Source organism: Pseudomonas putida (genome assembly GCF_050990305.1).
Lineage (GTDB): Bacteria > Pseudomonadota > Gammaproteobacteria > Pseudomonadales > Pseudomonadaceae > Aquipseudomonas > Aquipseudomonas putida_AH.
Genome location: NZ_CP158817.1, coordinates 3,246,951 through 3,272,731 on the forward strand (window position 1 = coordinate 3,246,951; position 25,781 = coordinate 3,272,731).

A 25,781-nucleotide genomic window follows, 5' to 3' on the forward strand; every position below is an offset into this window, starting at 1 on the left:
GGTGGCCCCATGAAGTATCAGCTTTTCACCTATCGGACGGATGTCCAGTCAAACGCTACCGGCCTGCTGGTTGGCGAATACGCCTATGATCTTGGTCAGCTTGTGGCCAAGACCGGCCTTGAATTGCCGGCAGTTTCCGTCGATGCATTGCTCGAGCGCTGGGAGACGTCCAATCCACAGCTGCAAAAGCTTGCAATGGCAGTGTTTGAAGCGCCAGCGCTCTATGAATCGCAACGGCTTGATCTTGCCACATTGCACTTTGCTCCTTTTCTGGAACGTCCAGGCACGATCTATTGCGCGGGAGCAAACTATCGAGACCATGTCGAAGCCATGGCCCGTGCGTTCAACATGAAATTGTCGCTGGATCCGCGCAGCGAGGGCATTGCTCCCTGGCATTTCATCAAGCCTGGCCGCGGCAGTCTGGTCGCACACAAGCAAGCGGTAGACTTTCCGGCAGGTGTCCGCATGCTCGATTGGGAAGCCGAGTTGGCGGTGGTGATTGGCAAGCGAGCATCGCGTGTCTCCATTGAAGAGGCGCTCGACTATGTGGCGGGTTACACCTGCGCCAATGACCTGTCCGCACGTGATCGACTGCGTCGCGAGCAAGTCGACCCCAGCTCGCCGTTTCGCTTCGACTGGATTGGCCACAAATGCTTCACGGGTTCTTGCCCGCTGGGCCCGTACCTGACGCCGGCACAATTTGTCAAAGATCCTGAGAACCTGGATATCAAGCTGTCGAGGAATGGTGTGTGGGTACAGGATTCCAACACCCGCAACCATATGTATGGCATTGCAGAGCAGATTTCCTATCTGAGCCAGACCATCGATCTGTTTCCCGGTGATGTTCTGTTGACGGGAACACCGGCGGGCGTGGGCATGGAAAGCCACACATTCCTGGACCGCGGCGATGTACTGAAAGTCTGCATCGAAGGGCTCGGCGAGCTGGAAACCACTATTCGGTAACACCTTGCTGAGGGCCGGGCAATCAATGCCCGGCCGTTGAAAAACTCAACTGTTTGCAGCGTCCTGACAAATGACGGTGTGCTTCGCTGCGCCTGAAATTTGCCAGTCGCCTTTCAGTAACGCCAGCACTGATAGCTGCAAAAAAACTCTCCTCCGTCATACAAAAATAACAATGGTACATGAGATGAGCACACCAAGATCAAATGCTCTGCGCGCGACAAGCGCCTGGATTTGTACCCTCTGCCTCGGCCTTCTTTGCGTTCCGCTGGCCCAGGCAACAGAGGGCGGCGGCAGTTCATATCCACTGGGTGTGAATACGGTCGGCGCGGGAAAGATGCCACCGCCAGGCTTTACCGAGTTCTTTTACTTGTCCGACTACAGTGCGAACAAGACGCTTGACGGCGATGGCGACAAGAAACAAGGCATCCACAACTTCGACCTTAATGTTCAGGCACTGTCGATTCGAGTGGATTATGTCTATCAGGATTTCACGATATTGGGAGCCAAACTGGCCAGCCGCCTTGCCTTGCCCTTGATCAAGGGTGACATCAGTTTTGATGTCGATACGCCTGCCGGTCGGGTTCATCGCAGCGACCGTCAAGAAGGTGTTGGCGATCTGACGGTAGTTCCTTTTGTATTGGGGTGGAGCTCTCCGCGGTACCACCAGTTACTCGGTCTGGATGTGTTTGCGCCCACCGGGTCCTATGACAAGGACCGCCTTTTCAACCCCGGTCGAAACACGTGGGCTTACGGGCCCTGGTATTCCTTTACCGCCTATCCGCTGGAGAATCTGGAGGTCAGCGCCAAGCTCATCTACATGATCAATGGCGAGAACTCCGAAACCAACTATCGCTCTGGCCGTGAGTTCAACGCCGACTACAACATCGGCTACAACATCACCCGCGAATGGCAGGTAGGCGTGAACGGCTACTTGTACAAGCAGCTCAGCGACGATGAAAAGAATGGCCAGACCTACTTGGATGGTAACCGTGGTCAGGTCGCCGCTATAGGCCCCGCGATCAAATACCAGACCCCGGCAATCGGGTTTGTCATGAAATGGCAGCACGAGACGATGGTAGAGAACCGAGCTGAAGGTGATCGCATCTGGCTGCAGGCTGTTTACCGGTTCTGAACGTCGCGTCCTTGATGGGAAGTCATAAGAACGTGGCGGCCCATCGAACGAATATCACTGTCCAATAATTAAAATCAGGTGAAACCATGACTGGAATATCTAAGTGGCACGTACTGATCGGTGGATTCATTGCGTACCTTTTTGATGCAATGGAGATCATTCTGCTAACGCTCGCACTGCCCGTTATCCGCCAGGACCTGGGTTTCAGCCTCCACGAGGTGGGTGCGCTGGCTAGCGCTACATTGTTGGGTATTGGTGTCAGCGGAGTTGCCACAGGCTGGTACTCCGACAACTTCGGCCGGCGCAAGGCACTGATTGCATCGCTGGCGATCTTCGGTGCACTGACGTGCGTCTTTGCATTCGCCCATGATCTCTACGTACTGATGGGCCTGAGGTTTATCTCGGGTCTTGGGCTCGGTGGGGTATGGACAATCCTCTCGGCTTATATCGTTGAAACGTGGCCGCCCAAGCAGCGCGCCAGGGCCATATCCTTCGTGATCAGTGCCTTCCCGGTTGGCGCCATCGCCGCTGCCCTGGCGGCAAAGTTCATGCTGCCGGAATGGCGTTTGATGTTTTTCGTGTCCGGCGCCTCGGTGATACTGCCGATTATTTATGTGTATTTTCTGATTCCGGAATCGTCGGCCTGGAAAGCTCAACGCGTTACTCAGGGCACTGCTGCGCAGCGGATATCGGTCAAGGAGATTTTTTCGCCTGAGTTACTTCGTTACACCCTGCTGGGGTCTCTTGCAGCCAGCTTTGCGTTGCTTGGTTCGTGGGGCGTCAGCACGTGGCTGCCCACCTACCTGATACAGGACCGAGGCTTGAGTCTGGCGTCGATGACCAGCTTTATGGCTGTACTGCATCTCGGGAATTTCTGTGGCCTGAACGTATTCGGCTTCATCGCCGATCGCATTGGCAAGCGGCTTACGATTGTCATATCGCTATTGCTGACATCCATGATGGCGCTGGTCTATGTCTATACCACCCAGACCCAATCGCTGATCTGGATAGGGGCGGGATACGCATTTTTCATGGTATTCGCCGGGTTATTCGGCTCTTACTTCAGCGAGATGTACCCCATCCGGGTGCGAACGCTTGGGGCGGGCTTCTGTTTCAACGTGGGCCGAGGCCTGGCGGCTTTTGCCCCCGTACTGCTCAGTGGCATTGCCAGCTTTTATAGCCTGGCGGCGGGACTGATGGTGTGCGCCGGGTTCTACGTCATCTCCGCATTGTTTGTAATCTCCATGCCAAGGAACAAAACAGTGGGCGAAGTGAGTACGCAGACGGTCAATTCAGACATTGCTAAGGAGGCTATTGGGTGACCTGATTCGTTGGTGCTAATGCCGCCCCGTATCTACTGATACGGGGCTTTTTTTTGCGTTTGAAAATCGGAGTTTGATGTCGGTATCTGTATAACGATATCAGATAGTGCGAATAACTAATATTTGCTTCTTTTATCTATGGGGTGACGGGAAGATGAGTCCCAGACAACTATAAATAAGAGGACATCCCTCATGATCAACTTGCATGACATTCGATACGTTCGGCTGGGAACCGCGAATCTGGACGAGGCACGTCGCTACGCCACCCAGGTTCTCGGATTGCAGATCGCCCGCGAAGCCAATGGTGCGGTCTACTTCCGATCGGACAGTCGCGACCATACGCTTTGCTACTACGAGGGTGACCCGCAAGAAACCACGACGGCATTCGAAGTAAGGACTGCCCAAGACCTCGAGGACGCGGCAGTCTTGCTCGAGCGTAATGAATACAGCGTGCAGCATGGGGCGCGTGCAGACGCTGAAGTGCGCTATGTAGACGACTTCATTCGCTTCAAGGATCCCAGCGGCAACAACATCGAGCTGGTCTTGCGTCCCCAGGCAAGCGGGCGACGCTATTTCCCTAGTCGCGATGCCGGCATCACCGGTTTCAGCCACATTGGCTTGCGCACCATGAATGCCCGGCGTGATGAACTGTTCTGGACTCAGCTGGCAAACGCCAGGGTTAGTGACCGAATTGGCGAGGCGCCACTGCTGCGTATCGACGAAATCCATCACAAGATCGCCTTGTTCCCTTCGTCCCATCCCGGCGTGCAACACATCAACCACCAGGTGGAGTCCGTCGATGACTTGATGCGTGCCTATTACTTCCTGGTTGAGCGGGGCATACGCATCCTCTTTGGTCCGGGCCGCCACCCCACCTCGGGCGCGATGTTCCTTTATTTCGAGGGACCTGACGGCATGACATACGAATACTCGACAGGGGTCAGCCTGATCTCTCCAGAAAATGATGCAACCCACCAACCTCGGCAGTTTCCGGCGGAGGGTGCGGGATTCTGCGCATGGGGTGCGAAGCCAGACATTCCGGAGTTCAAATCGTGAGTCGCTTGCCATTACCCGGCCGCGAGGAGCAGTCGCAGGTGCGCGTGGCTGCGCGCGCTTTGGCCCGTGCGGGTCTGGTGCATGCCTACGGGCACTGCAGCCTGCGTCTGGATGAGGAGCACTTTCTGGTCTGCGCCGCGCAACCGATGGGTTTGATCCAGCCGGGCGAGCCAGGAATCGTGGTACCGGTCAAAGGTGAGTTGCCCGACGGCGTGCTGGGTGAGGTTCGTATCCACCAGCAAATATATCGTCGGCGCCCAGACGTCCACGCCGTGATCCGAAGCATGCCTGCCCAGGTCATGACCCTGTCATGCGCAAGGCTCACACCTCAACCGCGCCATGGTATGGGCAGCTACTTTCAGCAGCCAATCCCGCTGTGGGACGACCCGCAACTGCTGCGCAGCGACGAGCAAGCCAGCGCCTTGGCCAATCAATTAGGGCAGGGGAATGCGCTGGTCATGCGTGGCAACGGCGCCATCGTCGTTGGCGCGTCACTGATCGAAGCGTTGACGCTGACCTGGTATCTGGAAGACGCCGCGCGGATTGAGTTGCAACTGCACAGCGCAGGTCTTGCCACCCAAGGGCCGGTACTCGACCCACAGGCCTGCGCGCGACGGGCTGTCACCAGCGGCCGAATTTACGAACGTATGTGGGAATACCTGACGGCGGGTGATCCCGAAGCCAGCGCTCCAGCCAACTAGAAAAAGAAGGAACACCTTATGCCTGCTAAAGAATTCCGCCATTTCATCAATGGTGAATGGGTGAGTAGCACCCGTACCTTCGAAAACCGCAACCCAGCCGATAACAGCCTGATCGGCTTGGTGCACGAGGCCGGCAAGGCTGAGGTCGACGCCGCCGTGCGAGCTGCGCAAGCAGCATTGAAAGGCCCTTGGGGCAGCATGACTGTCGCCCAGCGAACGGCCTTGTTGCACAAAGTGGCGGAGGGCATCGAACGTCGCCATGAAGAGTTTGTGGCTGCGGAAGTGGCCGACACCGGCAAACCCCGCGCACTCGCCGGGCACTTGGACATTCCTCGTGGGGCGGCCAACTTCAAGGTGTTCGCCGACCTGATCAAGAATGTGCCGACTGAAAGCTTCGTGATGGACACCCCTGACGGTGGCAAGGCGGTGAACTACAGCGTGCGAGCACCACGTGGCGTCATCGCTGTTGTTTGTCCCTGGAATCTGCCGCTGTTGCTGATGACCTGGAAGGTTGGGCCGGCCCTGGCCTGTGGCAATACTGTCGTGGTCAAACCCTCCGAAGAGACTCCGGCCACCGCCACTCTGCTCGCCGAAGTCATGAATGAAGCCGGCGTGCCACCGGGTGTGTACAACGTGGTGCATGGTTTCGGCGGGGACTCGGCCGGTGCCTTCCTCACCGCTCACCCTGAGGTCAATGGTGTCACCTTCACCGGTGAAACGGGCACGGGCGAGATCATCATGAAGGCCGCAGCCAAGGGTATCCGCCCGGTATCGCTGGAACTGGGCGGCAAGAACGCCGGTATTGTTTTCGCCGATGCGGACCTGGAAAAAGCCGTCAAAGGATTGGGGCGCGCCGTGTTCGAGAACAGTGGCCAGGTCTGCCTGGGGACCGAGCGCATCTACGTGCAACGTCCGCTGTTCGAGCGTTTTGTCGCTGCGTTCAAGGCCCACGCCGAAGGCATCAAAGTGGGTGATCCGAACCAGCACGACAGCACCATGGGGCCGGTCATCTCGCTCGGTCACCGCGAAAAAATTCTCTCTTACTGCCGTCAGGCTGTCGCCGATGGTGCAACCGTGGTCCACGGCGGTGGCATTGCGCAGGTACCGGAGCACCTGGCCGAAGGCGCCTGGTTCGAGCCGACGATCTGGACCGGCCTTGCCGAAACCTCGGCCGTGGTACGCGAGGAAATTTTCGGTCCGGTTTGCCACATCGCCCCCTTTGATACCGAAGAAGAAGTCGTCCGCCTGGCTAACGACACACCCTATGGCCTGGCTGCCAGCGTGTGGACTAGCAACCTGCAGGTCGCTCATCGTCTGGGCAGTGCACTGGACGTGGGTGTTTGCTGGATCAACTCGTGGTTTCTGCGCGACCTGCGTACCGCTTTCGGCGGTGCCAAACAGTCGGGTATCGGCCGTGAGGGGGGCGTGCATTCGCTTGAGTTCTACACCGAACTGCGCAACGTCTGCGTGCGGCTGTAAGGAGCCATTCATGAATAAACAAGAGATCCACGTACTCGGTCAGCAACTGCACCAGGCCCTCAGCAACGGCCAGGCTCTGGCGCCACTGACCGACACCTACCCGGACATGACCCTGGAGCAGGCCTACGAGGTACAGCTGGCGATGATCCAGCGACGCCTTGACGACGGCCAGCGGGTCATCGGAAAAAAGATCGGCGTCACCAGCAAAGTAGTGATGGACATGCTCGGCGTCGATCAACCGGACTTCGGTCATCTGCTCTCGGACATGCTCTATGCCGACGGCGCCGCCATCGCCATCGACGGTTTGATCGCACCCAAAGCCGAAGGCGAAATCGCGTTCGTGCTTAAGGAAGACCTGCATGGCCCCGGTATCACCGTGGCTGATGTTTTACGGGCTACTGACTATGTGATGCCGTGCTTCGAGATCGTCGATTCGCGCATCCGTGACTGGAAGATCCGCATCCAGGACACCGTCGCCGACAACGCCTCCGCCGGGGCTTTCGTCCTGGGCGGGCAGGGCGTGTCCCCGCGTGACGTTGACCTGGCCTGTGTCGGCATGACCCTGGAAAAGAACGGTGAAGTGGTTGCCACCGGCGCCGGTGCTGCGGCCCTCGGCCATCCGGCGAATGCCGTGGCCTGGCTGGCTAACAAACTCGGTGAACTTGGCATTGGCCTGAATAAGGGCGAAGTCATTCTCTCTGGTTCACTGGCGGCCATGGTACCGGTCAAGGCCGGTGATCAATTGCGCATCAGCCTGGGCGGTATCGGCTCAGCTTCTGTTCGTTTCGTTTGAAGGAATCCTTTATGAATCTCTCTGCAAGCACTATCGCCCAACTGGCCGAACACCTGGAAAACGCCGAGCTCAACCGCGAGGCGGTGGCCAAGATTACCGACGCCCACCCGGACATGGACTGGGAAGACGCCTACGCCATTCAGGACACCATTCGCCAACGCAAAGAGTCACGCGGTGTACGTATCGCCGGCCTGAAAATGGGCCTGACGTCTTTCGCAAAAATGAAGCAAATGGGGGTCACTGACCCGATCCACGGGTTCCTTACGGACTACGGCTCTTGCCTGGACGGCGCGGCTATCGATGTTGACGGGTTGATCCATCCCAAGGTCGAGGCCGAGATCGCCTTTGTCCTTAAGCATCCACTCAAGGGACCGGGCGTGCATGTTGGCGACGTATTGGCGGCTACAGATTTTATTTTGCCGGCAGTTGAAGTGATCGACTCGCGCTACGAGAATTTCCGCTTCGATCTCAAGAGCGTCATTGCCGACAACACCTCTTCGGCACGCTTCGTCACCGGCGGACAAATGAGTGGCGTGCAGGGCATTGACCTTAAATGCCTGGGTGTGGTGCTGGAAAAGAACGGCGAAGTAGTCGCCACCGGTGCCGGCGCCGCAGTGCTCGGGCACCCGGCGCAGAGCGTCGCCATGCTGGCCAACATGCTCGGTGCCAAGGGGCGTGAACTGCCGGCGGGCTGCTTCATCATGACCGGCGGCATCACCGAGGCCATTGCCGTTGCTGCCGGGGACAACATCACCGTCCGCTACCAGCATTTGGGCAGCGTCTCCATGCGCTTCACTTCGTCCAGCCAGCGTTGATCCGGAGCTATCGACCATGCCTATCGCCATGATCCACCTCGCCGAAGGACGCAGTGAAGAGAAGAAGCATGCGCTGTTGGTCAATGTCACCCAGGCCATCGCGCAAAGCCTCGATGTGCCCGTAGATAGCGTCCGTGTGCTGCTTCAAGAGATTCCCGAAACCCAGTGGGCTGCGGGTGGCAAGACCCTTGCCGAACGCCGGCGTGGTAACGCCTGATCCCAGGCTGTGTGCAACGACAGGACACAATAACAATGAGCAATCCAATAAGCGTCGCCATCATCGGCTCGGGCAACATCGGCACTGACCTGATGATCAAGATTTTGCGTCACGGCAAGCACCTGAAAATGGCCGCTATGGTCGGCATCGACCCGACTTCTGATGGTTTGGCCCGCGCCCAACGCTTGGGCGTGGCGGTGACTCATGAAGGTGTTGAAGGCCTGACCCGCATGGACGAATTCAAGGACATCGATTTCGTCTTCGATGCCACCTCGGCCGGCGCCCACGTGAAGAACGACGCCTTCCTGCGTTCGATCAAACCCGGTATCCGTCTGATCGACCTGACACCTGCAGCCATCGGCCCGTATTGCGTGCCGGTGGTCAATCTGGAACAGAATCTCGGCCAACTCAACGTCAACATGGTCACTTGCGGTGGGCAGGCGACCATCCCCATGGTTGCAGCGGTATCACGCGTGGCCAAGGTGCACTACGCCGAAATCGTCGCCTCGATCGCCAGCAAGTCCGCGGGTCCCGGCACTCGTGCCAACATCGACGAATTCACCGAAACCACCTCCAAGGCTATCGAAGCGATCGGCGGCGCAGCCAAGGGCAAGGCGATCATCGTGATGAACCCGGCCGAACCGCCGCTGATGATGCGTGACACGGTGTTTGTGCTGTCCGAAGCCGCTGATCAGACACTGGTCGAGGCCTCCATCGAAGAGATGGCGGCCGCCGTACAGGCCTATGTGCCGGGCTATCGCCTCAAGCAAAAAGTCCAGTTCGACGTCATCCCCGAAGACGCACCACTGAACATACCGGGTCTTGGCAAGTTCTCCGGCCTCAAGACCTCAGTGTTCCTTGAAGTCGAAGGCGCCGCCCACTACCTGCCAGCCTATGCCGGCAACCTCGACATCATGACTTCCGCTGCCTTGGCCACCGCCGAGCGTATGGCGCAGTCAATGCTCAACGCCTGAGGAGACCGTCATGACTTTCAATCCCGGCAAAAAAATTTACATCTCCGACGTAACCCTGCGCGACGGCAGCCACGCGATTCGTCACCAGTATTCGCTTCAAAACGTGCAGGACATCGCCCGCGCCTTGGACAAAGCCAAGGTCGATTCGATCGAAGTGGCGCACGGTGATGGCCTGCAAGGGTCGAGCTTCAACTACGGCTTCGCCGCCCACACCGACCTGGAATGGATCGAAGCCGCCGCCGATGTGATCAGCCACGCCAAGATCACTACCTTGTTGTTGCCCGGCATCGGCACCGTGCATGACTTGAAAGCAGCCTACAACGCCGGTGCCCGGGTGGTGCGCATCGCCACTCATTGCACCGAGGCCGATGTGTCGAAACAGCACATCGAATATGCCCGCGAGCTGGGCATGGACACCGTCGGTTTCTTGATGATGAGCCACATGATTCCGGCCGAGCAGTTGGCTGCCCAAGCCAAGTTGATGGAGAGCTACGGCGCGACCTGCGTGTACATGGCCGACTCCGGTGGGGCGATGAACATGCAGGACATCCGCGAGCGTTTCCGGGCGTTCAAGGCGGTGCTCAAGCCGGAAACCGAAACCGGCATGCACGCGCACCACAACTTAAGCCTGGGCGTGGCCAACTCCATCGTCGCGGTGGAAGAGGGCTGTGACCGCATTGACGCCAGCCTGGCTGGCATGGGGGCGGGGGCGGGCAACGCGCCATTGGAGGTGTTCATCGCTGCCGCCGAGCGACTGGGCTGGAATCATGGCACCGACCTCTACACCTTGATGGATGCCGCCGATGACATCATCCGTCCGCTGCAGGACCGTCCGGTGCGCGTAGATCGCGAGACGCTGGCGCTGGGTTATGCAGGCGTTTACTCCAGCTTCCTGCGTCATGCCGAAGCAGCGGCCCAGCGCTACGGGTTGCGTACCGTCGACATCCTGGTCGAATTGGGGCGGCGAAAAATGGTCGGTGGGCAGGAGGACATGATCGTCGATGTGGCACTGGACCTGACACGACGTTGAGTTATCCACGCGTCCGCATAACACTAAGGAATTCCAGTTTTACTGCACCTGCCGGTCGAAGCCCACGTCGCTTTGCTGGCAAGTGCAGTGTTTTGGTTTCTGAATATCCATCGTAAGCGAATTGTCCAAGGTTGCACCTCAAGCGCGGATACATGATTTTAGAGGAGAGTGAAATGCTCAAGGCTTCAGACGTCGTAGTGCAGTGCCTCGAGAATGAGGGCGTAGAGTTCGTGTTCGGGATTCCTGGTGAAGAGAACCTGGATTTACTTGAATCACTCAGGCGCTCCAACATCCGGCTCGTTCTCACTCGACATGAACAATCGGCTGGTTTCATGGCGGCAACCTATGGCCGGTTAACCGGAAAAACGGGAGTCAGCTTATCGACCCTTGGCCCTGGCGCTACGAACCTGGTCACTGCTGGCGCCTATGCCTACTTGGGTGGAATGCCAATGCTCATGATTACCGGGCAGAAGCCAATCAAAAAGTCCAAGCAGGGCCGTTTCCAGATTCTTGATGTTGTTGGGATGATGCAACCGCTGACCAAGTACACCCACCAGTTGGCGTCCGCTGACAACATTCCCTCGCGTGTGCGTGAAGCTTTCCGCCTTGCTGAGGAAGAAAAGCCCGGAGCGGTTCATCTTGAACTTCCCGAGGACATCGCCGCGGAGCAGACCGAAAGCCGGCCAATTCCTCCGAGCCTGCATCGTCGCCCACTGGCCGAACACAAGGCCATCGAGGCCGCTGTCGAGAAATTGCAGACAGCCCGTAGCCCAATTCTCGTGATTGGTGCCGGCGCCAATCGCAAGATGACTGCCAAGGTACTCAAGCAACTGATCGACAAGACCGGCATCCCTTTTGTCACTACTCAGATGGGCAAAGGCGTGGTAGATGAGCGTCATCCACGCTTCCTTGGCAATGCCGCACTGTCTTCCGGCGACTTCGTGCACCGTGCCGTCGAGGCAGCTGATCTGATCGTAAACATTGGCCACGACGTGATTGAGAAACCGCCATTTTTCATGGTCCGTGGCGGCACCGAAGTCATCCACATCAACTTCCGCTCCGCCGAGGTCGATCCGGTGTACTTCCCACAGGTCGAAGTGATCGGCGATATCGCCAATGCTGTTTGGCAGATCGGCGAGTCCTTGAATGACACTTCACACTGGGACTTCACCCGCCTTATGACGATCCGTGAATCCAACGAGGCCCAAGTGATCGAGGGCGCGGACGACAACCGTTTCCCGATCTACCCGCAGCGCTTTGTCGCCGACGTGCGTCGTGCCATGCCCTCCGAAGGCATCGTGGCTCTGGATAACGGCATCTACAAAATCTGGTTCGCGCGCAACTACAAGGCACATAAACCCAACACCGTACTGTTAGACAATGCCTTGGCAACGATGGGTGCGGGCCTGCCTTCGGCGATGGCTTCACATTTGGTCTATCCGGATCGTCCTGTGGTAGCTGTGTGCGGTGACGGCGGCTTCATGATGAATAGCCAGGAGCTGGAAACCGCCGTACGTTTGAAGATGAACCTGACGGTCATCATCCTACGCGATGATGGCTACGGCATGATCCGTTGGAAGCAGTCCAACATGGGGTTCACTGATTTTGGGCTGGACTACGGCAACCCGGATTTCGTCATGTATGCGCGAAGCTATGGTGCCAAGGGCCACCGGGTGGAAAGCGCCGAAGGCTTCTTGCCGCTACTGCAGCGCTGCATCAGTGAGCCGGGTGTGCACGTTATCGATTGCCCGGTGGATTATTCCGAGAACGATTTCATTCTGAACCATGAGCTGAAAAGACGTAGCGCTTTGGTTTAAGCCAACGCTCGCCAACCCCTCATTCAGAAAAGGAAACGTCATGCAGCTTAAAGACACTCAGTTGTTCCGCCAGCAAGCCTTCATCGATGGCGCTTGGGTTGATGCGGACAATGGTCAGACGATCAAGGTCAACAACCCGGCAACGGGCGAAATTCTGGGCACCGTGCCGAAGATGGGCGCTGCTGAAACCCGCCGTGCCATCGAAGCCGCTGACAAAGCGCTGCCGGCCTGGCGTGCACTGACCGCCAAAGAACGTGCGGGCAAGCTGCGTCGCTGGTTTGAACTGATGATCGAGAACCAGGATGACCTGGCTCGCCTGATGACCCTGGAGCAAGGCAAGCCATTGGCTGAAGCCAAGGGTGAAATCGTTTACGCCGCTTCCTTCATCGAGTGGTTCGCCGAAGAAGCCAAGCGCATCTACGGTGACGTGATTCCTGGCCACCAGCCTGACAAGCGCCTGATCGTGATCAAGCAGCCTATCGGCGTGACCGCTGCAATCACCCCGTGGAACTTCCCGGCCGCGATGATCACCCGTAAAGCCGGCCCGGCACTGGCCGCCGGTTGCACCATGGTGCTCAAGCCTGCTTCGCAAACGCCGTTCTCGGCTTTCGCTTTGGCCGAACTGGCCCAGCGTGCCGGCATTCCTGCCGGTGTGTTCAGCGTTGTTTCCGGCAGCGCCGGCGACATCGGCAGCGAGCTGACCAGCAACCCGATCGTGCGCAAACTGTCCTTCACCGGTTCGACCGAAATCGGTCGTCAACTGATGTCGGAATGCGCCAAGGACATCAAGAAAGTGTCCCTGGAATTGGGCGGCAACGCGCCGTTCATCGTGTTCGACGACGCGGACCTGGATAAGGCCGTCGAAGGCGCGATCATTTCCAAATACCGCAACAACGGCCAGACCTGCGTCTGCGCGAACCGTCTGTACATTCAGGATTCGGTCTACGACGCGTTCGCCGAGAAGCTGAAAGTGGCCGTGGCCAAGCTCAAGATCGGTAACGGTCTGGAAGCAGGCACCACCACCGGTCCGCTGATCGACGAGAAAGCCGTGGCCAAGGTTCAGGAACACATCGCTGACGCCGTTTCCAAAGGCGCCACCGTGCTGTCCGGCGGCAACTCCATCGAAGGCAACTTCTTCGAGCCGACCATCCTGACCAACGTGCCGAAAAACGCTGCCGTGGCCAAGGAGGAAACCTTCGGTCCATTGGCCCCACTGTTCCGCTTCAAAGACGAAGCCGAAGTGATCGCGATGTCCAACGACACCGAGTTCGGTCTGGCCTCGTACTTCTACGCTCGTGACCTGGGCCGTGTATTCCGCGTGGCGGAAGCCCTGGAATACGGCATGGTCGGCGTCAACACCGGGTTGATCTCCAACGAAGTCGCGCCATTCGGCGGCATCAAGGCTTCGGGCCTGGGCCGTGAAGGCTCCAAGTACGGCATCGAAGATTACCTGGAAATCAAATACCTCTGCCTGGGCATCTAAGCTCCGCGGTAAAGGCATTGCTTCAAGCGCAAAGGGCACGAGAGCGCTGTCCCTTTGCGCCGCTCCAAACGGACCTATCCTTTGTGGCCGGGAACGCTGTAGCAGTCGATCATCGCATGCTGTCGCAGTTGCTTCCGCGCCGCTTAATCCTTGAACCACGCCCCCCATGCGAAGACGGGTATCCATGCCCACCACAACCTGAGCTTGGGCGTTGCCAACTCCATCGTCGCGGTGGTCAGGGTTGTGATCACGCTGACGCCAGTCTGGCTGGAATGGGGGCCGGTGCAGGCAACACACCATTGGAGGTGTTCATCGCCGCAGCCGAGCGCCTGGGCTGAAACCATAGCACCGGTCTGTACACCCTGATGGATGCCGCCAATGACATCATCCGTCCCTACAGGACCGTCCAGTGCGCGTTGATCGCGAAACGCTGGCACTGGGTTGTGCCGGAGTTTACTCAGCTTCCTTCGCCATGCCGAAGCGGCTGCCCAGCGCTACGGGTTTCGTACAGTCGACATCCTGGTCGAATTGAGTCGGCGAAAAATGGTCTGTGGGCAAGGGGACATGATCGTCGATGTGGCGCTGGATTTGACCCGCCGCTGATTGGTGCAACAGCGCAACAGTCTTTGGTGGTTTTACGGGATTCTCGATCGTTGCCCCGGTAAATACAGTAAGTGGCATTACAAAACGAGAGTGTGGATATGAGCAACCTTGACGACCGGAACATCATTATCACTGGCGCCTCAGGCGGAATTGGCCGTGCTTCGGCACTGGCTTTTGCCAAAGCGGGCGCGAGGGTTGTGCTGCTTGATCGCGATACCGCAGGCATCGAAGAAACCGCCAGTGCTGTCACGGCTGCCGGCGGCAAGGTTTATTCAATCCCCTGCGACGTTACCGACGAAGATGCTGTGGCCGCAGCAGTCGATGATGTCGTCACTCGATTTGGCCGTCTGCATGGTGCGTTCAACAATGCGGGGGTCGAGCAAAGCAATTTGCCTCTGCATGAAATCTCGTCTGCGGCGTGGGATCGCATTATCCGCATCGACCTGACCGGTGTTTTCTACTGCATGAAGCACCAGATCCGCGCCATGTTAAACAGTGGCGGTGGCGCCATCGTGAATACCGCTTCGTCTCTGGGCTCGGTAGCGATTGCCGCTGCGTCGGACTATATCGCTGCCAAGCATGGGGTGGTCGGTTTGACCAAGGCCGCCGCCGTCGACTACGGCACCCTCAATATCCGGGTCAACGCAATCATGCCAGGCATCATCGAAACACCGATGATCGTGCGTGCGAGTGAAGAGCCGAATTTTGCCAAACAGTTCGCTGCATTGCGTGAGCGACACCCTATCGGTCGTTTCGGAAAACCGGAAGAAATCGCCAAGGCTGCGCTATGGCTGCTGTCCGATGACGCCAGTTTTGTGACCGGAACGGCAATGGCCGTAGACGGTGGTTATCTCACCGTTTGAGCCCCCCTGAAAGACTGTCCCTGACACTCGACAGGGAGTCGGTCACTTTTGAACCTGAAACCCCGGAGTACCCCCATGATCAATGTAAGTCGTCGCTTGAAAGTCAATGCCCCTGAGGAGTCGGGCGGTGTGAACCTGAACCGCAGCCAGGTATGGGAAGGCTTGGTGAGCAAGGCTCGCAATGCGGTGCCGTTCGTTGATGCCATTACCGAATGTAATGTCGTTGAGGACCAGGGCAATACCTTTATCCGCGAAGTGGTGCTTCACGGTGAGCGCCTTCAGGAAATGGTCCTTCTTACTGAAGAGCAGCAAGTCGAGTTCGTGCGCCTCTCCGGTAATGCCCGTGGTCTGATCAAGAACGTCATTGAGGAGGAGGATGGCGAACTGTTCCTGCGCTTCTCATTCGATTTCTCCCTGCCGGGCGTATCGGCAGGCAGCGAGAAGGAAGTCCAGTTCTCAACCGGCATGCAGACGTCCTACCTCAGCGCCGTGCGATCCACCCTGCAAGCCATCCGTAACAAGGTCAGCAAAGCGGCATAAGTGAAACCGCAGCGACCAGACATGAAAAAACAAAAACAAAAAATGAGGCGTGCAATGAACCATGAATTGACAGGTATGTTTGAAAGTGTCGATCGGATGTCGGTCGAAGGCTTTTTGAGTTATCTGACCGATGACGTCGTGTTTCGGTTTGGCAATTCCCCGGAAGTAGTGGGGAAAAAGGGTGTCAGGGCGGCGATTGAGTTATTTTTTACTCAAATAGCCTCGCTGGAACACATTCTTCAAGGCGTGTGGAGCGAAGGCGACACGACAATCATGCGTTTTGATACCTATTACACCCAGCATGACGGCACGATTATCAATGTTCCTTGTTGTGTCGTTGTTCACTTCAATGCTTCCCGATTGATCAATGATTATCGAATACATATTGATATTTCGCCCCTGTACAGCAGCGCATCTGCGGGTAATGTTATCCAAGCGTCTGCATAACCACTGATGAGTGCCAGTTGAGCTGCACTTGCCAGTCGAAGCCACGAAACTTTGCTGGCAAGTGCAGTGTTTTGGTTTCCGAATATCAGTCAAGGCATCGTGATGAAGGATTTGAATCTGCTCTATACCTTTGAGGCGTTGTGGCGAGACCACTCAGCTTCCATTGCGGCGCAGAATCTGGGTGTTACGCAGGCAGCCGTCAGCGGTTCGCTTAAACGGTTACGCAACGACTATGGCGACAGGCTGTTTACGCTGGTCGGTCGCCGAATGGAACCGACGCCGTTTTGTGTCCATATCGCGCCGCGACTGTTGGCCTCCCTTGCGATGGTCAGGGAGGCAGGAAGCCAAATGCCGGTGTTCGATCCGAAAAACTGTGAAAAAACATTCGTCTTCAGAATGCGCGACATTGGCGAGGTCGTTTGTTTGCCGCCCATCTTGAGCGAATTGTCCAGAGTTGCACCTCAAGCTCGGATACACACCGTTGTGGGTGGGATGGATGAGACGCTCAATGGCCTGTCCACTGGCAGAATCGACCTGGCGCTCGGCTTTTTGCCAACCCTTCAGACTGACATTCACCGAACCCCGGTTATTTCTCAGTATTACGTCTGCGCCATGCGCAAAGACCACCCTTTGGCACATCGCGGCTTGAGCCTCGAAGCCTTTGTCGCCAGTGAGCATTTGTTGGTGGAGTCAGGTGGTGGCGGTCACCAGGCACTGGAGCGTGCTTTGGTCGATGCGGGCGGCAGAGACTGCATTAAAATTCGCACCCCTCAGTTCTTGTCTGCTCCGCACTTGCTGTTGGATACCGACATGATATGGACGCTGCCCATTTCCCTGGGTAAAACCCTGGCGCGCTTTTATCCTCTTGTCATACACCCTCTGCCTCTGCAAATACCCTCGTTCGAGATTGATCTGTATTGGCATGACCGATTTCACCGAGACCCTCAGAACAAGTGGTTGAGAGAAATGGTCGGCCAGGTCCTACGCAGCCAACAATCAGCCTGGCGATAGTCGCTTTCAGAGGAAACCTCGGCCATCTTCCCTACGACTCCTAAGTAACTTCAGGACTCGACGCGGGGTAGAGCTCGTCGAGTACCTGCATCAGCGCCCGCTTACGTGGGCTTTCCAGGCCGGTCCAGGCCACGCCGATGCCAGCTCCGCTCATGGCAAGCGCCAACGGGCGGATGACGACACCGATGGGCAGCGCCGATGCGGCACCGCTTGGCAGGATGCCGACGCCCAGGCCGGCGGCCACCAACGCCAACTGGGTGGTGAACTCGCCCATCTCCCGGGCAATCGTTAGGGTGATCTTGCGTCGGTGGAAACCCGCCAGCATCTGGTCATACAAACCGGGAGCGAACTTGCGCGCCAGCACCAGCGTCGGACATCCGACCAGATCCTGAGGCTTGATACGACGTAGGTTGCACAGCGGATGATCTTGCGGCAGCGCCACCACCAGCGATTCCTCGAAGAGCAGACGCGTGTGCACGCCAGGCAGACTCAAGGGCAGGCGTACCAAGCCAAAATCCAGGGCATTGTCCAGCAAGGCCCGGGCCTGCGGCAGCGAAGGCATGTCCTTGAGTTCCAGTTCGATACGCGGGTAGCGCTCCTCCAGTGTACGCACGAGCACCGGCAACAAGTGCGACAACGTTGAAGACACAAATGCTAGGCGCAACACCCCGACCTCTCCGGCGGCGGCCTGCTGCAACACTTCACGCGCTCGCCCGGCCTGGCGCAGGGTCGCCAGGGCCTCGGGGAGAAACAGCGCTCCCTCTTCAGTCAGCTCGACCCGGTGCCGGTCACGTTCGAACAACTGCGCCCCGACATCTTCTTCCAGGGCACGTATTTGCGCACTCAAGGCCGGCTGGACAATGTGCAGGCGCGCCGCCGCGCGGCCAAAGTGCAGCTCTTCGGCCAAGGCCGCAAAAGCGCGCAGATGTTTGAGTTCCACTTGACGCTCCCAATTCGCTACAGCTTGTTTGGTGATCACGTAACGTGATCACGGCATCACCATAAACGATTGGCATGCCGCAGCGGTAGCGGTTGAAAGTGGCGTCATGGCCCATTCGTCAATCCAGGACAGGGAGACACACATGATCGATAACTTTCGCCTGAACCAGCGTCGGGCGCTGATCACCGGCTCAGTGCGCGGCATCGGCCTGGCCCTGGCCCGCGGGCTGGCCCAAGCGGGCGCCCGGGTGGTGCTAAATGGCCGCGATGCCGAACGCGCGCAAAGCGCCTGCGGGCTGCTACGCGACGAAGGCCTGGACGCCGAATACGCGGTGTTCGACGTGACCGACCACCAGGCCGTCGCGACCGCCATCGATGTGCTGGAAAACCGCCTGGGCCCGATCGACATCCTGATCAACAATGCCGGGCTGCAGCATCGCCAGGCGCTTGAAGACGTCAGTGCGCAAGACTGGCACCGGCTGATGAGCACCAACCTCGACGGCGTATTCAATGTGTCCAAGGCGGTGGCCCGGCACATGATCGCTCGCCGGCGCGGCAAGATCATCAACGTAGGTTCAGTGCAAAGCGAATTGGCGCGCAGCTCCATCGCGCCCTATGCCGCCAGCAAGGGCGCCGTGCGCATGCTCACCCGTGGCATGTGTGCCGACTGGGCAGGTCTAGGCCTGCAGATCAATGCCCTGGCCCCCGGCTATTTCCAGACTGAGCTGAACCAGGCACTGGTCGACGACCCGGCGTTCTGCGAGTGGTTGGTGCAACGCACGCCCGCCGGGCGCTGGGGCCATGTCGAGGAACTGTGCGGCGCGGCGGTTTTTCTTGCCTCACCCGCGTCCGATTTCGTCAACGGCCAGACCCTTTTCGTCGATGGTGGCTTGACCAGCGTCGTCTAACTCTCGCGAAGGACATCCACATGCCTCAATCCCTGCCAACCCTCTGCGGCTCAATCATGGGATCGCCTTTTTCACTCTCGGCAAAGATCCATAACGCCGCCTACGCGGCCTTGGGCCTGGACTACACCTTTGTCTGTTTTGGCGTCGAAGATCCGGCTGCCGCCGTGGTGGCGATTCGCGCGCTCGGCGTGCGTGGCATGAACGTTTCCATGCCTTACAAAACTGTAGTAATGCCTCATCTGGACAGGATCGACGAATCGGCCCAGGTGATTGGCGCGGTTAACACCATCAACAACGTCGACGGTGTACTGACCGGCTACAACACCGATTACCTAGGCGCCGTCCGCGCCCTGCAGGAAGTCACCGAGCTGAGCGACAAGCGTATCGCCGTGATCGGTGCTGGCGGTGCTGCTCGTGCGGTTGTCTACGGTTGCCTGCAAGAGGCGGCCGAGGTCACGGTGTTCAACCGCAGTTTCGAGCGCGGTGCCGCCCTGGCGGAGGATCTGGGTGCCCGGTGGGGCGGCAGCGTCGAGACGTTCACGGCCAAGACCTTCGATATCGTCATCAACGCTACCTCGGTGGGCTTCAAACAGCCGGACAGCAACCCATTGGAAGGCCGCCTGTCCAGCCACCTGATTGTTATGGATGTGGCGTTCATGCCGGTGCAGACCGCTCTGCTGCTGCAAGCCAAAGCGCTGGGTTGCAGCACCGTGGCCGGCACCCGCATGTTGGTGCACCAGGCTTGCCGGCAAATCGAGTTGTACACCGGGAAAGATGCGCCTATCGACATCATGGAGCAGGCCATGCTCCAGGAAATACAGCGGTTGAAATTGTAAGCATCCCAACTACCTGTCAATAACAAGATGCCATAAAGGCACCTGGAGGCACGACGATGACTCACGATCATTCTCCATCCGACATCGCTTTGATCCCCGACGCGTGCGAGCGCAAGAAAGATTTGCACCGTGCAGCCTGGTCCTGCTCTCTGGGCAGTGCTTTGGAGTACTACGACTTCGCGCTTTACACCCTGGCCTCGGCTCTGATTTTCGGGCCACTGTTCTTTCCGGAACAGACCCGCGCCATGAGCCTGATCGCCAGTTTCGGCACCTACTTCTTGGGGTTTGCGATACGGCCGTTGGGCGGCGTACTGTTCGGCATGATCGGTGACCGCGTCGGGCGTAAGTTCGTGCTGGCGTCGACTGTGCTGCTGATGGGCATTTCCAGCACCATGATTGGTGCACTGCCAACCTTCCATCAGGTCGGCTACCTGGCGCCGGTGCTGCTGGTAATTCTGCGGTTGCTCCAGGGGCTAGGCGCCGGTGCCGAACAGGCCGGTGCTGCGGTGATGATGACCGAGTACGCTCCCGAGGGGCGGCGGGGTTTCTATGCCGCCTTGCCGTTCCTTGGCATCCAGTTGGGCACCATCCTCGCGGCGCTGGTGTATTTCCTGGTAGTGAGCGGCAATGACAACGTCATCGAGAGCGGGCTTTGGCGTTTGCCATTCTTCAGTAGCGTGGTGATCGTTGCACTGGGCCTGTACATGCGTCTGTCACTCAAGGAATCGCCGACCTTTATCCGCCTCAAGGCGCTCAAACGCGTATGCGTTAACCCGCTGAAAAGTGCCATGGAACACTCCAAACCCACCTTGCTGATCGGCATCGGACTGCGCCTGGCGGAAAACGGAGGTTCATCGATTTACCAGGCCCTGGCTGTGAGCTACATCGTAGGCGTGGTAGGTCTGAAGGGGCCAGTGGGCGTGCTGACACTGATCTGTGCAGCCAGCCTTGGAGCGATGACCGTGCCGATGGCTGGCAAACTCAGTGATCGCTTTGGTCGCGTGGTGGTCTATCGCGCCTTCGCGCTGCTGCAACTGGCACTGGCCTTCCCGGTGTGGTGGATACTGAGTCAGGGTAATGTGGTGGCGAGCATCATTGCCATTTCCATCGCGCTGGGCATCGGTACCTGGGGCATGTTCGGCACCCAGGCAGCGCTAATGCCTGAGCTGTTTGGCTCGCGTCACCGTTACATGGGTGTGTCGATCGCCCGGGAAGCGTCGGCAGTGATCGCGGGTGGCATTGCGCCGATGATCGGGGCCGGCATCATCGCCCTGGTCGTGGCGAGCCACTATGGCGACGCCAGCGCCGGTGTGAAAGCCTGGCTGCCGATTGCCTGCTACCTGACCCTGCTCACATTGATCACCCTGTACACCACGTTCAAGACCCCGGAAACCCTCAACCGCGACCTGGACGAACCTCGTGATGCCTGGGAATTAGCCAGAGCCGGAACGGCGATACCTATCCAGTCCAGAACCAACACACTCACACGTCCAGCGTGACCTTTGCCCTCATCAAGCGACCCTCTCAACAGTGATACTTCGTTGCTGGATGCTTTGGGGTAAATGGAGGCTCAGATAGTCGATCAGGCTGCGAACGGAAGGCAACATTCCTTTCGGTTTGGGGTAGAGCAGATGGATAATGTGCGTTGCACCGGTCCAGGAAGGAATGACGACTTCCAGAGCCTTTGCGCGCACGGAGGCTGCGGCTATGGGTTCCGGCAATAGGGCTACACCCAAACCATTGACAGCGGCCTCCAACTGCAAACGCAAGTCATCGCAGATGAGACGTGGCTGATGGCTGACCAGCAGATCTTCACCTGATGAATTGCGCAGGAACCAGCGACCGACGCCATCATGGATGTCACCGGGACGAGAAAGCGTTTCGATTTCTGAAATGGCTTTGATGGTGGCGGGCCGCCCGACGCGATCGAGGAAGCGGGGGCTTGCTACCAGAATCTGTTTGGCTGCACCTAATTCCTTTGCGACCAACCCGGCCGTTTCTTCAATCCGGGCGCGCGATCGCAAGGCCACATCGAAGCGCTCTTCAAAAAGGTCGACCTCTCGATCTACCGCATTCAACTCGAGCCGTACCTTTGGATATTTTTCCATATACCCAGGCAGCAGGGGGGCCAAATAACTTTGCGCCATTACCTGAGGGCAGCTCAACCGTACCAACCCGACGGGTTCTCGTCGCAGATGCTCCACACTTTCATAGGCGGTATGCGCCCCCTCAACAACGGGTTGGCTGAGCGTGAAGAAATGATGGCCGGCTTCGGTCAGCGAAACCTGGCGCGTTGTGCGATGTAACAGTCTGGCCCCCATTCGCAATTCCAGATCCGCGACATGACGACTGAGCAACGTTTTTTCAATGCCCGTTGCCCTTGCCGCCGCCGAGAACCCTCCATGTTTGACCACCAGTACGAAGTAATAAAGGTCATTTAGGTCTTTCATGCAGTTGACGCTCTCCTGCGGGGGGACGTTGAGCAACCGTCAACGGCACCTGGCACTGTAGTGATTGAGTTCGAGGCATGCGCAATGGCTTCGAAGGTTGACGTGGCTATCATTGATCAAGCTGGATGCGGGATAAACTGGTTACAATTGAAATGACTGATCCACTGATGGAGCAATCAACATGGAACTTCTGAACGACATGGCGCTGTTCGTCGAAGTCGTCAAAGCCCATAGTTTTCGCAAGGCCGCAGAAGCGATGGCAATACCGAACTCGACCTTGTCGAGACGCATCAGTGGGCTTGAAAAGGCCATTGGCTTGAGGCTGTTGCACCGCACTACTCGCAAAATCGAATTAACCGAGGCGGGGCAGTTGTACTTTGACCGATGCAAGCGAATCGTGGACGAGGCGCGACTAGCACACGAGCAACTGGGTGAAATGCTGGCGCATCCAAGCGGTCTTTTGCGCGCATCACTGCCCGTGGATTTCGCCAATATTTACCTGGCGCCGCTCATCGCCGAATTCGCCCGACGCTATCCTGGCATCAGCTTTGAATTCGACCTCACGCCGCGTCAGGTCGACCTGGTAAGCGAACCTGTCGATGTGGTCATTCGTATGGGCGAACCGGCAGATTCGAATCTGATTGCACGAAAACTCGCGAGCCTCTCTCGTCGCTTGTACGCCTCGCCTCGTTATCTGGAACTCAATGGAGCGCCCAGCCATCCGTCTGAGCTGGTCAACCACGAATGCCTGCGATTGCGAAAGGCTGGTCAGTGGCAGCTCTCCCATTCAGGCGAAGTCGTAGAGATCGAGGTGGGCGGTCGGTTTCAACTTAATAGCGTCGGAATGCTTCGGCGATTGGCGACACTGGATCTGGGGATAGCGCTGCTACCTGAAGGCATTGCAGCGGACGATCTGCGCACTGGCTTGCTGCAATCGGTACTGCCTCGATGGCACGCCAATCCGATCCCGGTGTATGCCCTCACTGAAACCCGTCTTTTGCCCGCAAAAACTCAACGCTTCATTGAGTTTCTGCGTGAGCAACTTGAGCAGGCTTGATTGTCTGGTTCCGGCGAATGTCGAGACTATAAAGGCAGCCGATTGCTGTCGCGCCGATCAACACAGGAAGCGCCAACCAATGGAAGAAGACCTGTGATGTGCCCGCGCTAGAAATAAACCAGGCGCCCAGCGTTGAGCCGACAATTGAACCGCACCGGCCGACGGCCATCGCCCAACTCACCCCGGTCACGCGGGCGGCGGTGGGGTACAGGGTGGCTGACACCAGGTTGAGTCCGTTCTGAGCACCGGCGACACCGAAACCGATGAGAAATACCATAGCGGCCAGCTGATAGGGATCACCCATCAGATAGCCTGTGACGGCAATGACCACAGCCGTCACTGAATACGAGAGCGTCAGCACAGGGTAGGGACCGACACGATCCATCAGCAGGGCCATGAGAATGGCGCCGACGGTGCCGCCCAGCGGCACCATGGCGCCAATACGCGAAGCGTGAGCGATATCGTAGCCTGCCTCTTTAAGCAGGGTCGGCAGCCAACTGGTCAGCAAATAGAATACAAAAAGCGAGCAGAAGAAGGTCACCCACAGCAGCAGTGTTCGGATCAATCGACCATCAAGGAACAGGTGCGAGATCGGCGACCTGACTTGGGTCGGACGTTCGTCATCGAGGATCGTGACTCCGCCCCAGCTCTTTCTGGTGATGCGTTCCACCACACGACGCAACGCGTCGCCGTGCTTGGTCGAGGACGCCATGAACCGAACCGATTCAGGCATAAGCCAAGCCAACAATGGCAGTAGCGCCAACGGCATGACGCCGCCAAGTACCAGCACAGAACGCCAGCCGAATGCAGGGATCATATGCGCAGCGAGCATGCCGCCCAAGGTTAGGCCAGCCGTAAAGCCACTCCAGCTCAAAGTCACCATGATCATGCGCCGCCGGGAAGGGGAATACTCGGCACTCAATGCAATGCACGCCGGCATCGCACCCCCCAGGCCGATGCCGGTGATGAAACGCAAAATCGTCAGCGACTCGATCGAGTGGGTATAGGCGCTGGCCAGGGTGGCGAGACCAAACACCAGCACTGAAATCAGCAAAATGCTTTTGCGCCCGAAGGCATCGGCGATCGGCCCCAGTATCAGGCTGCCGACCATCAGACCGAACAATCCAGTCCCGAAAATGGGTGACAACTGGGTAGGCAACAGACCCCATTCTTCGCGCAGTGACGGGGCGATATATCCAATGACTGCGGTATCGAACCCATCCACCAGAACGATGAGGAAGCACAGGGTAAGGATAACGACCTGGTACGGTGAGATCTTCGCGTTGTCGATGATCTCGCCAATTCGGGCATTGTCAGGATTCATGCGGCTACCTTCCGTTTTTATTTTTTTATGTAGACGAGATCGTCGCTAAGCGCATTAAATAAAGGAAGCCAATTCTAATTATTCAAACTATCTGGTTTTGTTATACCTATGCGCACCGATCTCAACTTGCTCCGCGTCCTGCTCGCCGTTTATGAAACCGGTAATGTCACCGCGGCGGCGAAGCGGCTAGGCATGAGCCAACCCGCAACCAGTGCTGCACTGGCCCGCCTGCGTCACTCACTGGGCGACCCACTGTTCATTCGCTCGGGCAACCTGATGGAGGCGACGCCACGTGCGCAAGGCATCATTGAGCGCACCCGTGAGGTGATCGAAATCATCGACCGGGACATCCTCAGCGGCCCGACCTTCGACCCCGCTACCAGCGAGCAGGAGTTCGTCTTTTGCCTGAGCGAAGTAGGTGAGGTGGTCTTTCTACCGGCGTTGTTCCAGAGCCTGCGTAGTGCGGCGCCGAATACACGCATCCGAACCGTCAGCCTGGCACCCGATGAGCTTGTGGAGAACCTGCATGAAGGTCGGGTCGATGCGGTGCTTGGCTATTTTCCCGACCTCACTACCCCCAACATCTATCAGCAACGGTTGTTCTCCCATGACCTGGTCTGCCTGATCCGCCTCGATCATCCGCTGGCAGGGGAGCAGCTGTCTCTGGAGGATTTCACCAGGCTGGAACATCTGCAGGTACGTGATGGCAGCCGTCGCCAGGAAATGTTCGAAGCCCACCTGACCAAGGCAGGTATTCACCGCAACATCGTGCTGCAGACTTCTCATTACATGAGCGTGCCATCAATCATCGAACGCTCTGATCTGATCGTGGTGTTGCCACGAACCGTCGCCAACATGTACACGCACAATCTGAATGTACGAATGATCGAGCCTCCCTTGGACATTCCACGCTACGACCTGAAGCAGTACTGGCATGCGCGTTTTCACGAAGCACCTAGAAGTGTCTGGCTGCGTCGTTTGATCATGTCGGTATTCAATAGCTGACGTGCCTGGTCAATCT

At 57.9% G+C, this 25,781-nt stretch carries 25 protein-coding genes and 1 pseudogene; 23 read left to right on the plus strand and 3 right to left on the minus strand.

The annotated features are described in order from the left end of the window. Positions 1–9: 9 nt before the first annotated feature. The 18 genes and pseudogenes from ABTV22_RS14620 (at position 10) to ABTV22_RS14705 (ending at position 17,246) form a co-directional block, all read left to right on the plus strand. Positions 10–963, plus strand: a complete 954-nt coding sequence (locus ABTV22_RS14620; RefSeq protein WP_008055313.1) for a fumarylacetoacetate hydrolase family protein — start codon at positions 10–12, stop codon at positions 961–963. 184 nt (positions 964–1,147) lie between these two features. Continuing rightward, positions 1,148–2,095 (plus strand): SphA family protein, encoded by a 948-nt coding sequence (locus ABTV22_RS14625; RefSeq protein WP_433741195.1) that lies wholly within the window; start codon positions 1,148–1,150, stop codon positions 2,093–2,095. 86 nt (positions 2,096–2,181) lie between these two features. Beyond that, entirely contained in the window at positions 2,182–3,417 is a 1,236-nt protein-coding gene (locus ABTV22_RS14630) for an MFS transporter (RefSeq protein WP_433741196.1), read from the plus strand. A 192-nt stretch (positions 3,418–3,609) separates the two neighbouring features. Continuing rightward, positions 3,610–4,473, plus strand: a complete 864-nt coding sequence (locus tag ABTV22_RS14635) for a VOC family protein (protein ID WP_433741198.1) — start codon at positions 3,610–3,612, stop codon at positions 4,471–4,473. Continuing rightward, entirely contained in the window at positions 4,470–5,174 is a 705-nt protein-coding gene (locus ABTV22_RS14640; protein WP_433741200.1) for a class II aldolase/adducin family protein, read from the plus strand. The genes ABTV22_RS14635 and ABTV22_RS14640 overlap by 4 nt, the downstream gene beginning before the upstream one ends. 18 nt (positions 5,175–5,192) lie before the next feature. Continuing rightward, complete coding sequence (locus ABTV22_RS14645) at positions 5,193–6,653, plus strand: 2-hydroxymuconic semialdehyde dehydrogenase (RefSeq protein WP_008055308.1); 1,461 nt, start codon at positions 5,193–5,195, stop codon at positions 6,651–6,653. Positions 6,654–6,663: 10 nt separating this feature from the next. Then, a complete protein-coding gene (gene dmpE, locus ABTV22_RS14650) occupies positions 6,664–7,446 on the plus strand; it encodes a 2-oxopent-4-enoate hydratase (protein ID WP_007987883.1) in 783 nt (260 codons plus the stop codon). Positions 7,447–7,457: 11 nt separating this feature from the next. Continuing rightward, positions 7,458–8,261 (plus strand): 2-oxo-3-hexenedioate decarboxylase, encoded by an 804-nt coding sequence (gene dmpH, locus ABTV22_RS14655; RefSeq protein WP_007987885.1) that lies wholly within the window; start codon positions 7,458–7,460, stop codon positions 8,259–8,261. 16 nt (positions 8,262–8,277) lie between these two features. Beyond that, positions 8,278–8,478 carry a 2-hydroxymuconate tautomerase family protein gene (locus tag ABTV22_RS14660; protein ID WP_008055305.1) on the plus strand — a complete coding sequence of 67 codons (201 nt, stop codon included), beginning with the start codon at positions 8,278–8,280 and terminating at the stop codon, positions 8,476–8,478. 35 nt (positions 8,479–8,513) lie between these two features. After that, positions 8,514–9,452 (plus strand): acetaldehyde dehydrogenase (acetylating), encoded by a 939-nt coding sequence (locus tag ABTV22_RS14665; protein ID WP_007971595.1) that lies wholly within the window; start codon positions 8,514–8,516, stop codon positions 9,450–9,452. 10 nt (positions 9,453–9,462) lie between these two features. Then, positions 9,463–10,482, plus strand: a complete 1,020-nt coding sequence (gene dmpG / locus ABTV22_RS14670; protein ID WP_008018097.1) for a 4-hydroxy-2-oxovalerate aldolase — start codon at positions 9,463–9,465, stop codon at positions 10,480–10,482. Between the two features lie 173 nt (positions 10,483–10,655). Next, on the plus strand, positions 10,656–12,299 hold the full coding sequence (locus ABTV22_RS14675; protein ID WP_007938271.1) for an acetolactate synthase large subunit: 1,644 nt from the start codon (positions 10,656–10,658) through the stop codon (positions 12,297–12,299). 40 nt (positions 12,300–12,339) lie between these two features. Continuing rightward, positions 12,340–13,782: an NADP-dependent succinate-semialdehyde dehydrogenase gene (gabD, locus tag ABTV22_RS14680; RefSeq protein ID WP_433741204.1), complete on the plus strand. Its 1,443-nt coding sequence runs from the start codon at positions 12,340–12,342 to the stop codon at positions 13,780–13,782. Between the two features lie 162 nt (positions 13,783–13,944). Continuing rightward, a pseudogene (locus tag ABTV22_RS14685) lies at positions 13,945–14,385 on the plus strand (4-hydroxy-2-oxovalerate aldolase); the annotation flags it as partial. A gap of 98 nt (positions 14,386–14,483) precedes the next feature. Beyond that, positions 14,484–15,248, plus strand: a complete 765-nt coding sequence (locus ABTV22_RS14690) for an SDR family NAD(P)-dependent oxidoreductase (RefSeq protein ID WP_216743076.1) — start codon at positions 14,484–14,486, stop codon at positions 15,246–15,248. A gap of 75 nt (positions 15,249–15,323) precedes the next feature. After that, positions 15,324–15,788, plus strand: coding sequence for an SRPBCC family protein (locus ABTV22_RS14695; protein ID WP_433741207.1), 465 nt, complete (start codon positions 15,324–15,326; stop codon positions 15,786–15,788). Positions 15,789–15,842: 54 nt separating this feature from the next. After that, positions 15,843–16,235, plus strand: a complete 393-nt coding sequence (locus ABTV22_RS14700; protein ID WP_433741209.1) for a nuclear transport factor 2 family protein — start codon at positions 15,843–15,845, stop codon at positions 16,233–16,235. A 102-nt stretch (positions 16,236–16,337) separates the two neighbouring features. Next, positions 16,338–17,246 carry a LysR family transcriptional regulator gene (locus ABTV22_RS14705; RefSeq protein WP_433741211.1) on the plus strand — a complete coding sequence of 303 codons (909 nt, stop codon included), beginning with the start codon at positions 16,338–16,340 and terminating at the stop codon, positions 17,244–17,246. Positions 17,247–17,286: 40 nt separating this feature from the next. On the opposite strand, the gene ABTV22_RS14710 is transcribed toward ABTV22_RS14705, so the two are convergent. Further along, positions 17,287–18,186, minus strand: coding sequence for a LysR substrate-binding domain-containing protein (locus ABTV22_RS14710; RefSeq protein WP_433741213.1), 900 nt, complete (start codon positions 18,184–18,186; stop codon positions 17,287–17,289). A gap of 142 nt (positions 18,187–18,328) precedes the next feature. Between ABTV22_RS14710 and ABTV22_RS14715 the strand changes: the two genes are divergently transcribed. From ABTV22_RS14715 to ABTV22_RS14725, 3 genes are read left to right on the plus strand one after another with little or no spacing between them, the layout of a single operon-like run. Then, positions 18,329–19,093, plus strand: coding sequence for an SDR family oxidoreductase (locus tag ABTV22_RS14715; protein WP_433741215.1), 765 nt, complete (start codon positions 18,329–18,331; stop codon positions 19,091–19,093). 20 nt (positions 19,094–19,113) lie between these two features. Next, positions 19,114–19,929 (plus strand): shikimate dehydrogenase, encoded by an 816-nt coding sequence (aroE, locus tag ABTV22_RS14720; protein WP_433741216.1) that lies wholly within the window; start codon positions 19,114–19,116, stop codon positions 19,927–19,929. A gap of 56 nt (positions 19,930–19,985) precedes the next feature. Continuing rightward, positions 19,986–21,428 (plus strand): MFS transporter, encoded by a 1,443-nt coding sequence (locus ABTV22_RS14725; RefSeq protein WP_433741218.1) that lies wholly within the window; start codon positions 19,986–19,988, stop codon positions 21,426–21,428. Positions 21,429–21,440: 12 nt separating this feature from the next. On the opposite strand, the gene ABTV22_RS14730 is transcribed toward ABTV22_RS14725, so the two are convergent. Next, entirely contained in the window at positions 21,441–22,379 is a 939-nt protein-coding gene (locus tag ABTV22_RS14730; RefSeq protein WP_433741220.1) for a LysR family transcriptional regulator, read from the minus strand. A gap of 181 nt (positions 22,380–22,560) precedes the next feature. On the opposite strand from ABTV22_RS14730, the gene ABTV22_RS14735 reads away from it, so the two are divergent. Continuing rightward, on the plus strand, positions 22,561–23,436 hold the full coding sequence (locus ABTV22_RS14735) for a LysR substrate-binding domain-containing protein (RefSeq protein WP_433741222.1): 876 nt from the start codon (positions 22,561–22,563) through the stop codon (positions 23,434–23,436). On the opposite strand, the gene ABTV22_RS14740 is transcribed toward ABTV22_RS14735, so the two are convergent. Next, entirely contained in the window at positions 23,399–24,760 is a 1,362-nt protein-coding gene (locus ABTV22_RS14740) for an MFS transporter (protein ID WP_433741224.1), read from the minus strand. The genes ABTV22_RS14735 and ABTV22_RS14740 overlap by 38 nt on opposite strands. Positions 24,761–24,868: 108 nt before the next feature. Between ABTV22_RS14740 and ABTV22_RS14745 the strand changes: the two genes are divergently transcribed. Then, positions 24,869–25,765, plus strand: coding sequence for a LysR family transcriptional regulator (locus ABTV22_RS14745; protein WP_433741226.1), 897 nt, complete (start codon positions 24,869–24,871; stop codon positions 25,763–25,765). Positions 25,766–25,781: the final 16 nt, after the last annotated feature.

Bases quoted from the DNA above. Each gene is read 5' to 3' on its own strand.
- ABTV22_RS14620 (WP_008055313.1), top strand. From the start codon at position 10: ATGAAGTATCAGCTTTTCACCTATCGGACGGATGTCCAGTCAAACGCT.
- ABTV22_RS14625 (WP_433741195.1), top strand. From the start codon at position 1,148: ATGAGCACACCAAGATCAAATGCTCTGCGCGCGACAAGCGCCTGGATT.
- ABTV22_RS14630 (WP_433741196.1), top strand. From the start codon at position 2,182: ATGACTGGAATATCTAAGTGGCACGTACTGATCGGTGGATTCATTGCG.
- ABTV22_RS14635 (WP_433741198.1), top strand. From the start codon at position 3,610: ATGATCAACTTGCATGACATTCGATACGTTCGGCTGGGAACCGCGAAT.
- ABTV22_RS14645 (WP_008055308.1), top strand. From the start codon at position 5,193: ATGCCTGCTAAAGAATTCCGCCATTTCATCAATGGTGAATGGGTGAGT.
- dmpE (WP_007987883.1), top strand. From the start codon at position 6,664: ATGAATAAACAAGAGATCCACGTACTCGGTCAGCAACTGCACCAGGCC.
- dmpH (WP_007987885.1), top strand. From the start codon at position 7,458: ATGAATCTCTCTGCAAGCACTATCGCCCAACTGGCCGAACACCTGGAA.
- ABTV22_RS14660 (WP_008055305.1), top strand. From the start codon at position 8,278: ATGCCTATCGCCATGATCCACCTCGCCGAAGGACGCAGTGAAGAGAAG.
- ABTV22_RS14665 (WP_007971595.1), top strand. From the start codon at position 8,514: ATGAGCAATCCAATAAGCGTCGCCATCATCGGCTCGGGCAACATCGGC.
- dmpG (WP_008018097.1), top strand. From the start codon at position 9,463: ATGACTTTCAATCCCGGCAAAAAAATTTACATCTCCGACGTAACCCTG.
- ABTV22_RS14675 (WP_007938271.1), top strand. From the start codon at position 10,656: ATGCTCAAGGCTTCAGACGTCGTAGTGCAGTGCCTCGAGAATGAGGGC.
- gabD (WP_433741204.1), top strand. From the start codon at position 12,340: ATGCAGCTTAAAGACACTCAGTTGTTCCGCCAGCAAGCCTTCATCGAT.
- ABTV22_RS14690 (WP_216743076.1), top strand. From the start codon at position 14,484: ATGAGCAACCTTGACGACCGGAACATCATTATCACTGGCGCCTCAGGC.
- ABTV22_RS14695 (WP_433741207.1), top strand. From the start codon at position 15,324: ATGATCAATGTAAGTCGTCGCTTGAAAGTCAATGCCCCTGAGGAGTCG.
- ABTV22_RS14700 (WP_433741209.1), top strand. From the start codon at position 15,843: ATGAACCATGAATTGACAGGTATGTTTGAAAGTGTCGATCGGATGTCG.
- ABTV22_RS14705 (WP_433741211.1), top strand. From the start codon at position 16,338: ATGAAGGATTTGAATCTGCTCTATACCTTTGAGGCGTTGTGGCGAGAC.
- ABTV22_RS14715 (WP_433741215.1), top strand. From the start codon at position 18,329: ATGATCGATAACTTTCGCCTGAACCAGCGTCGGGCGCTGATCACCGGC.
- aroE (WP_433741216.1), top strand. From the start codon at position 19,114: ATGCCTCAATCCCTGCCAACCCTCTGCGGCTCAATCATGGGATCGCCT.
- ABTV22_RS14725 (WP_433741218.1), top strand. From the start codon at position 19,986: ATGACTCACGATCATTCTCCATCCGACATCGCTTTGATCCCCGACGCG.
- ABTV22_RS14730 (WP_433741220.1), bottom strand. From the start codon at position 22,379: ATGAAAGACCTAAATGACCTTTATTACTTCGTACTGGTGGTCAAACAT.
- ABTV22_RS14735 (WP_433741222.1), top strand. From the start codon at position 22,561: ATGGAACTTCTGAACGACATGGCGCTGTTCGTCGAAGTCGTCAAAGCC.
- ABTV22_RS14740 (WP_433741224.1), bottom strand. From the start codon at position 24,760: ATGAATCCTGACAATGCCCGAATTGGCGAGATCATCGACAACGCGAAG.
- ABTV22_RS14745 (WP_433741226.1), top strand. From the start codon at position 24,869: ATGCGCACCGATCTCAACTTGCTCCGCGTCCTGCTCGCCGTTTATGAA.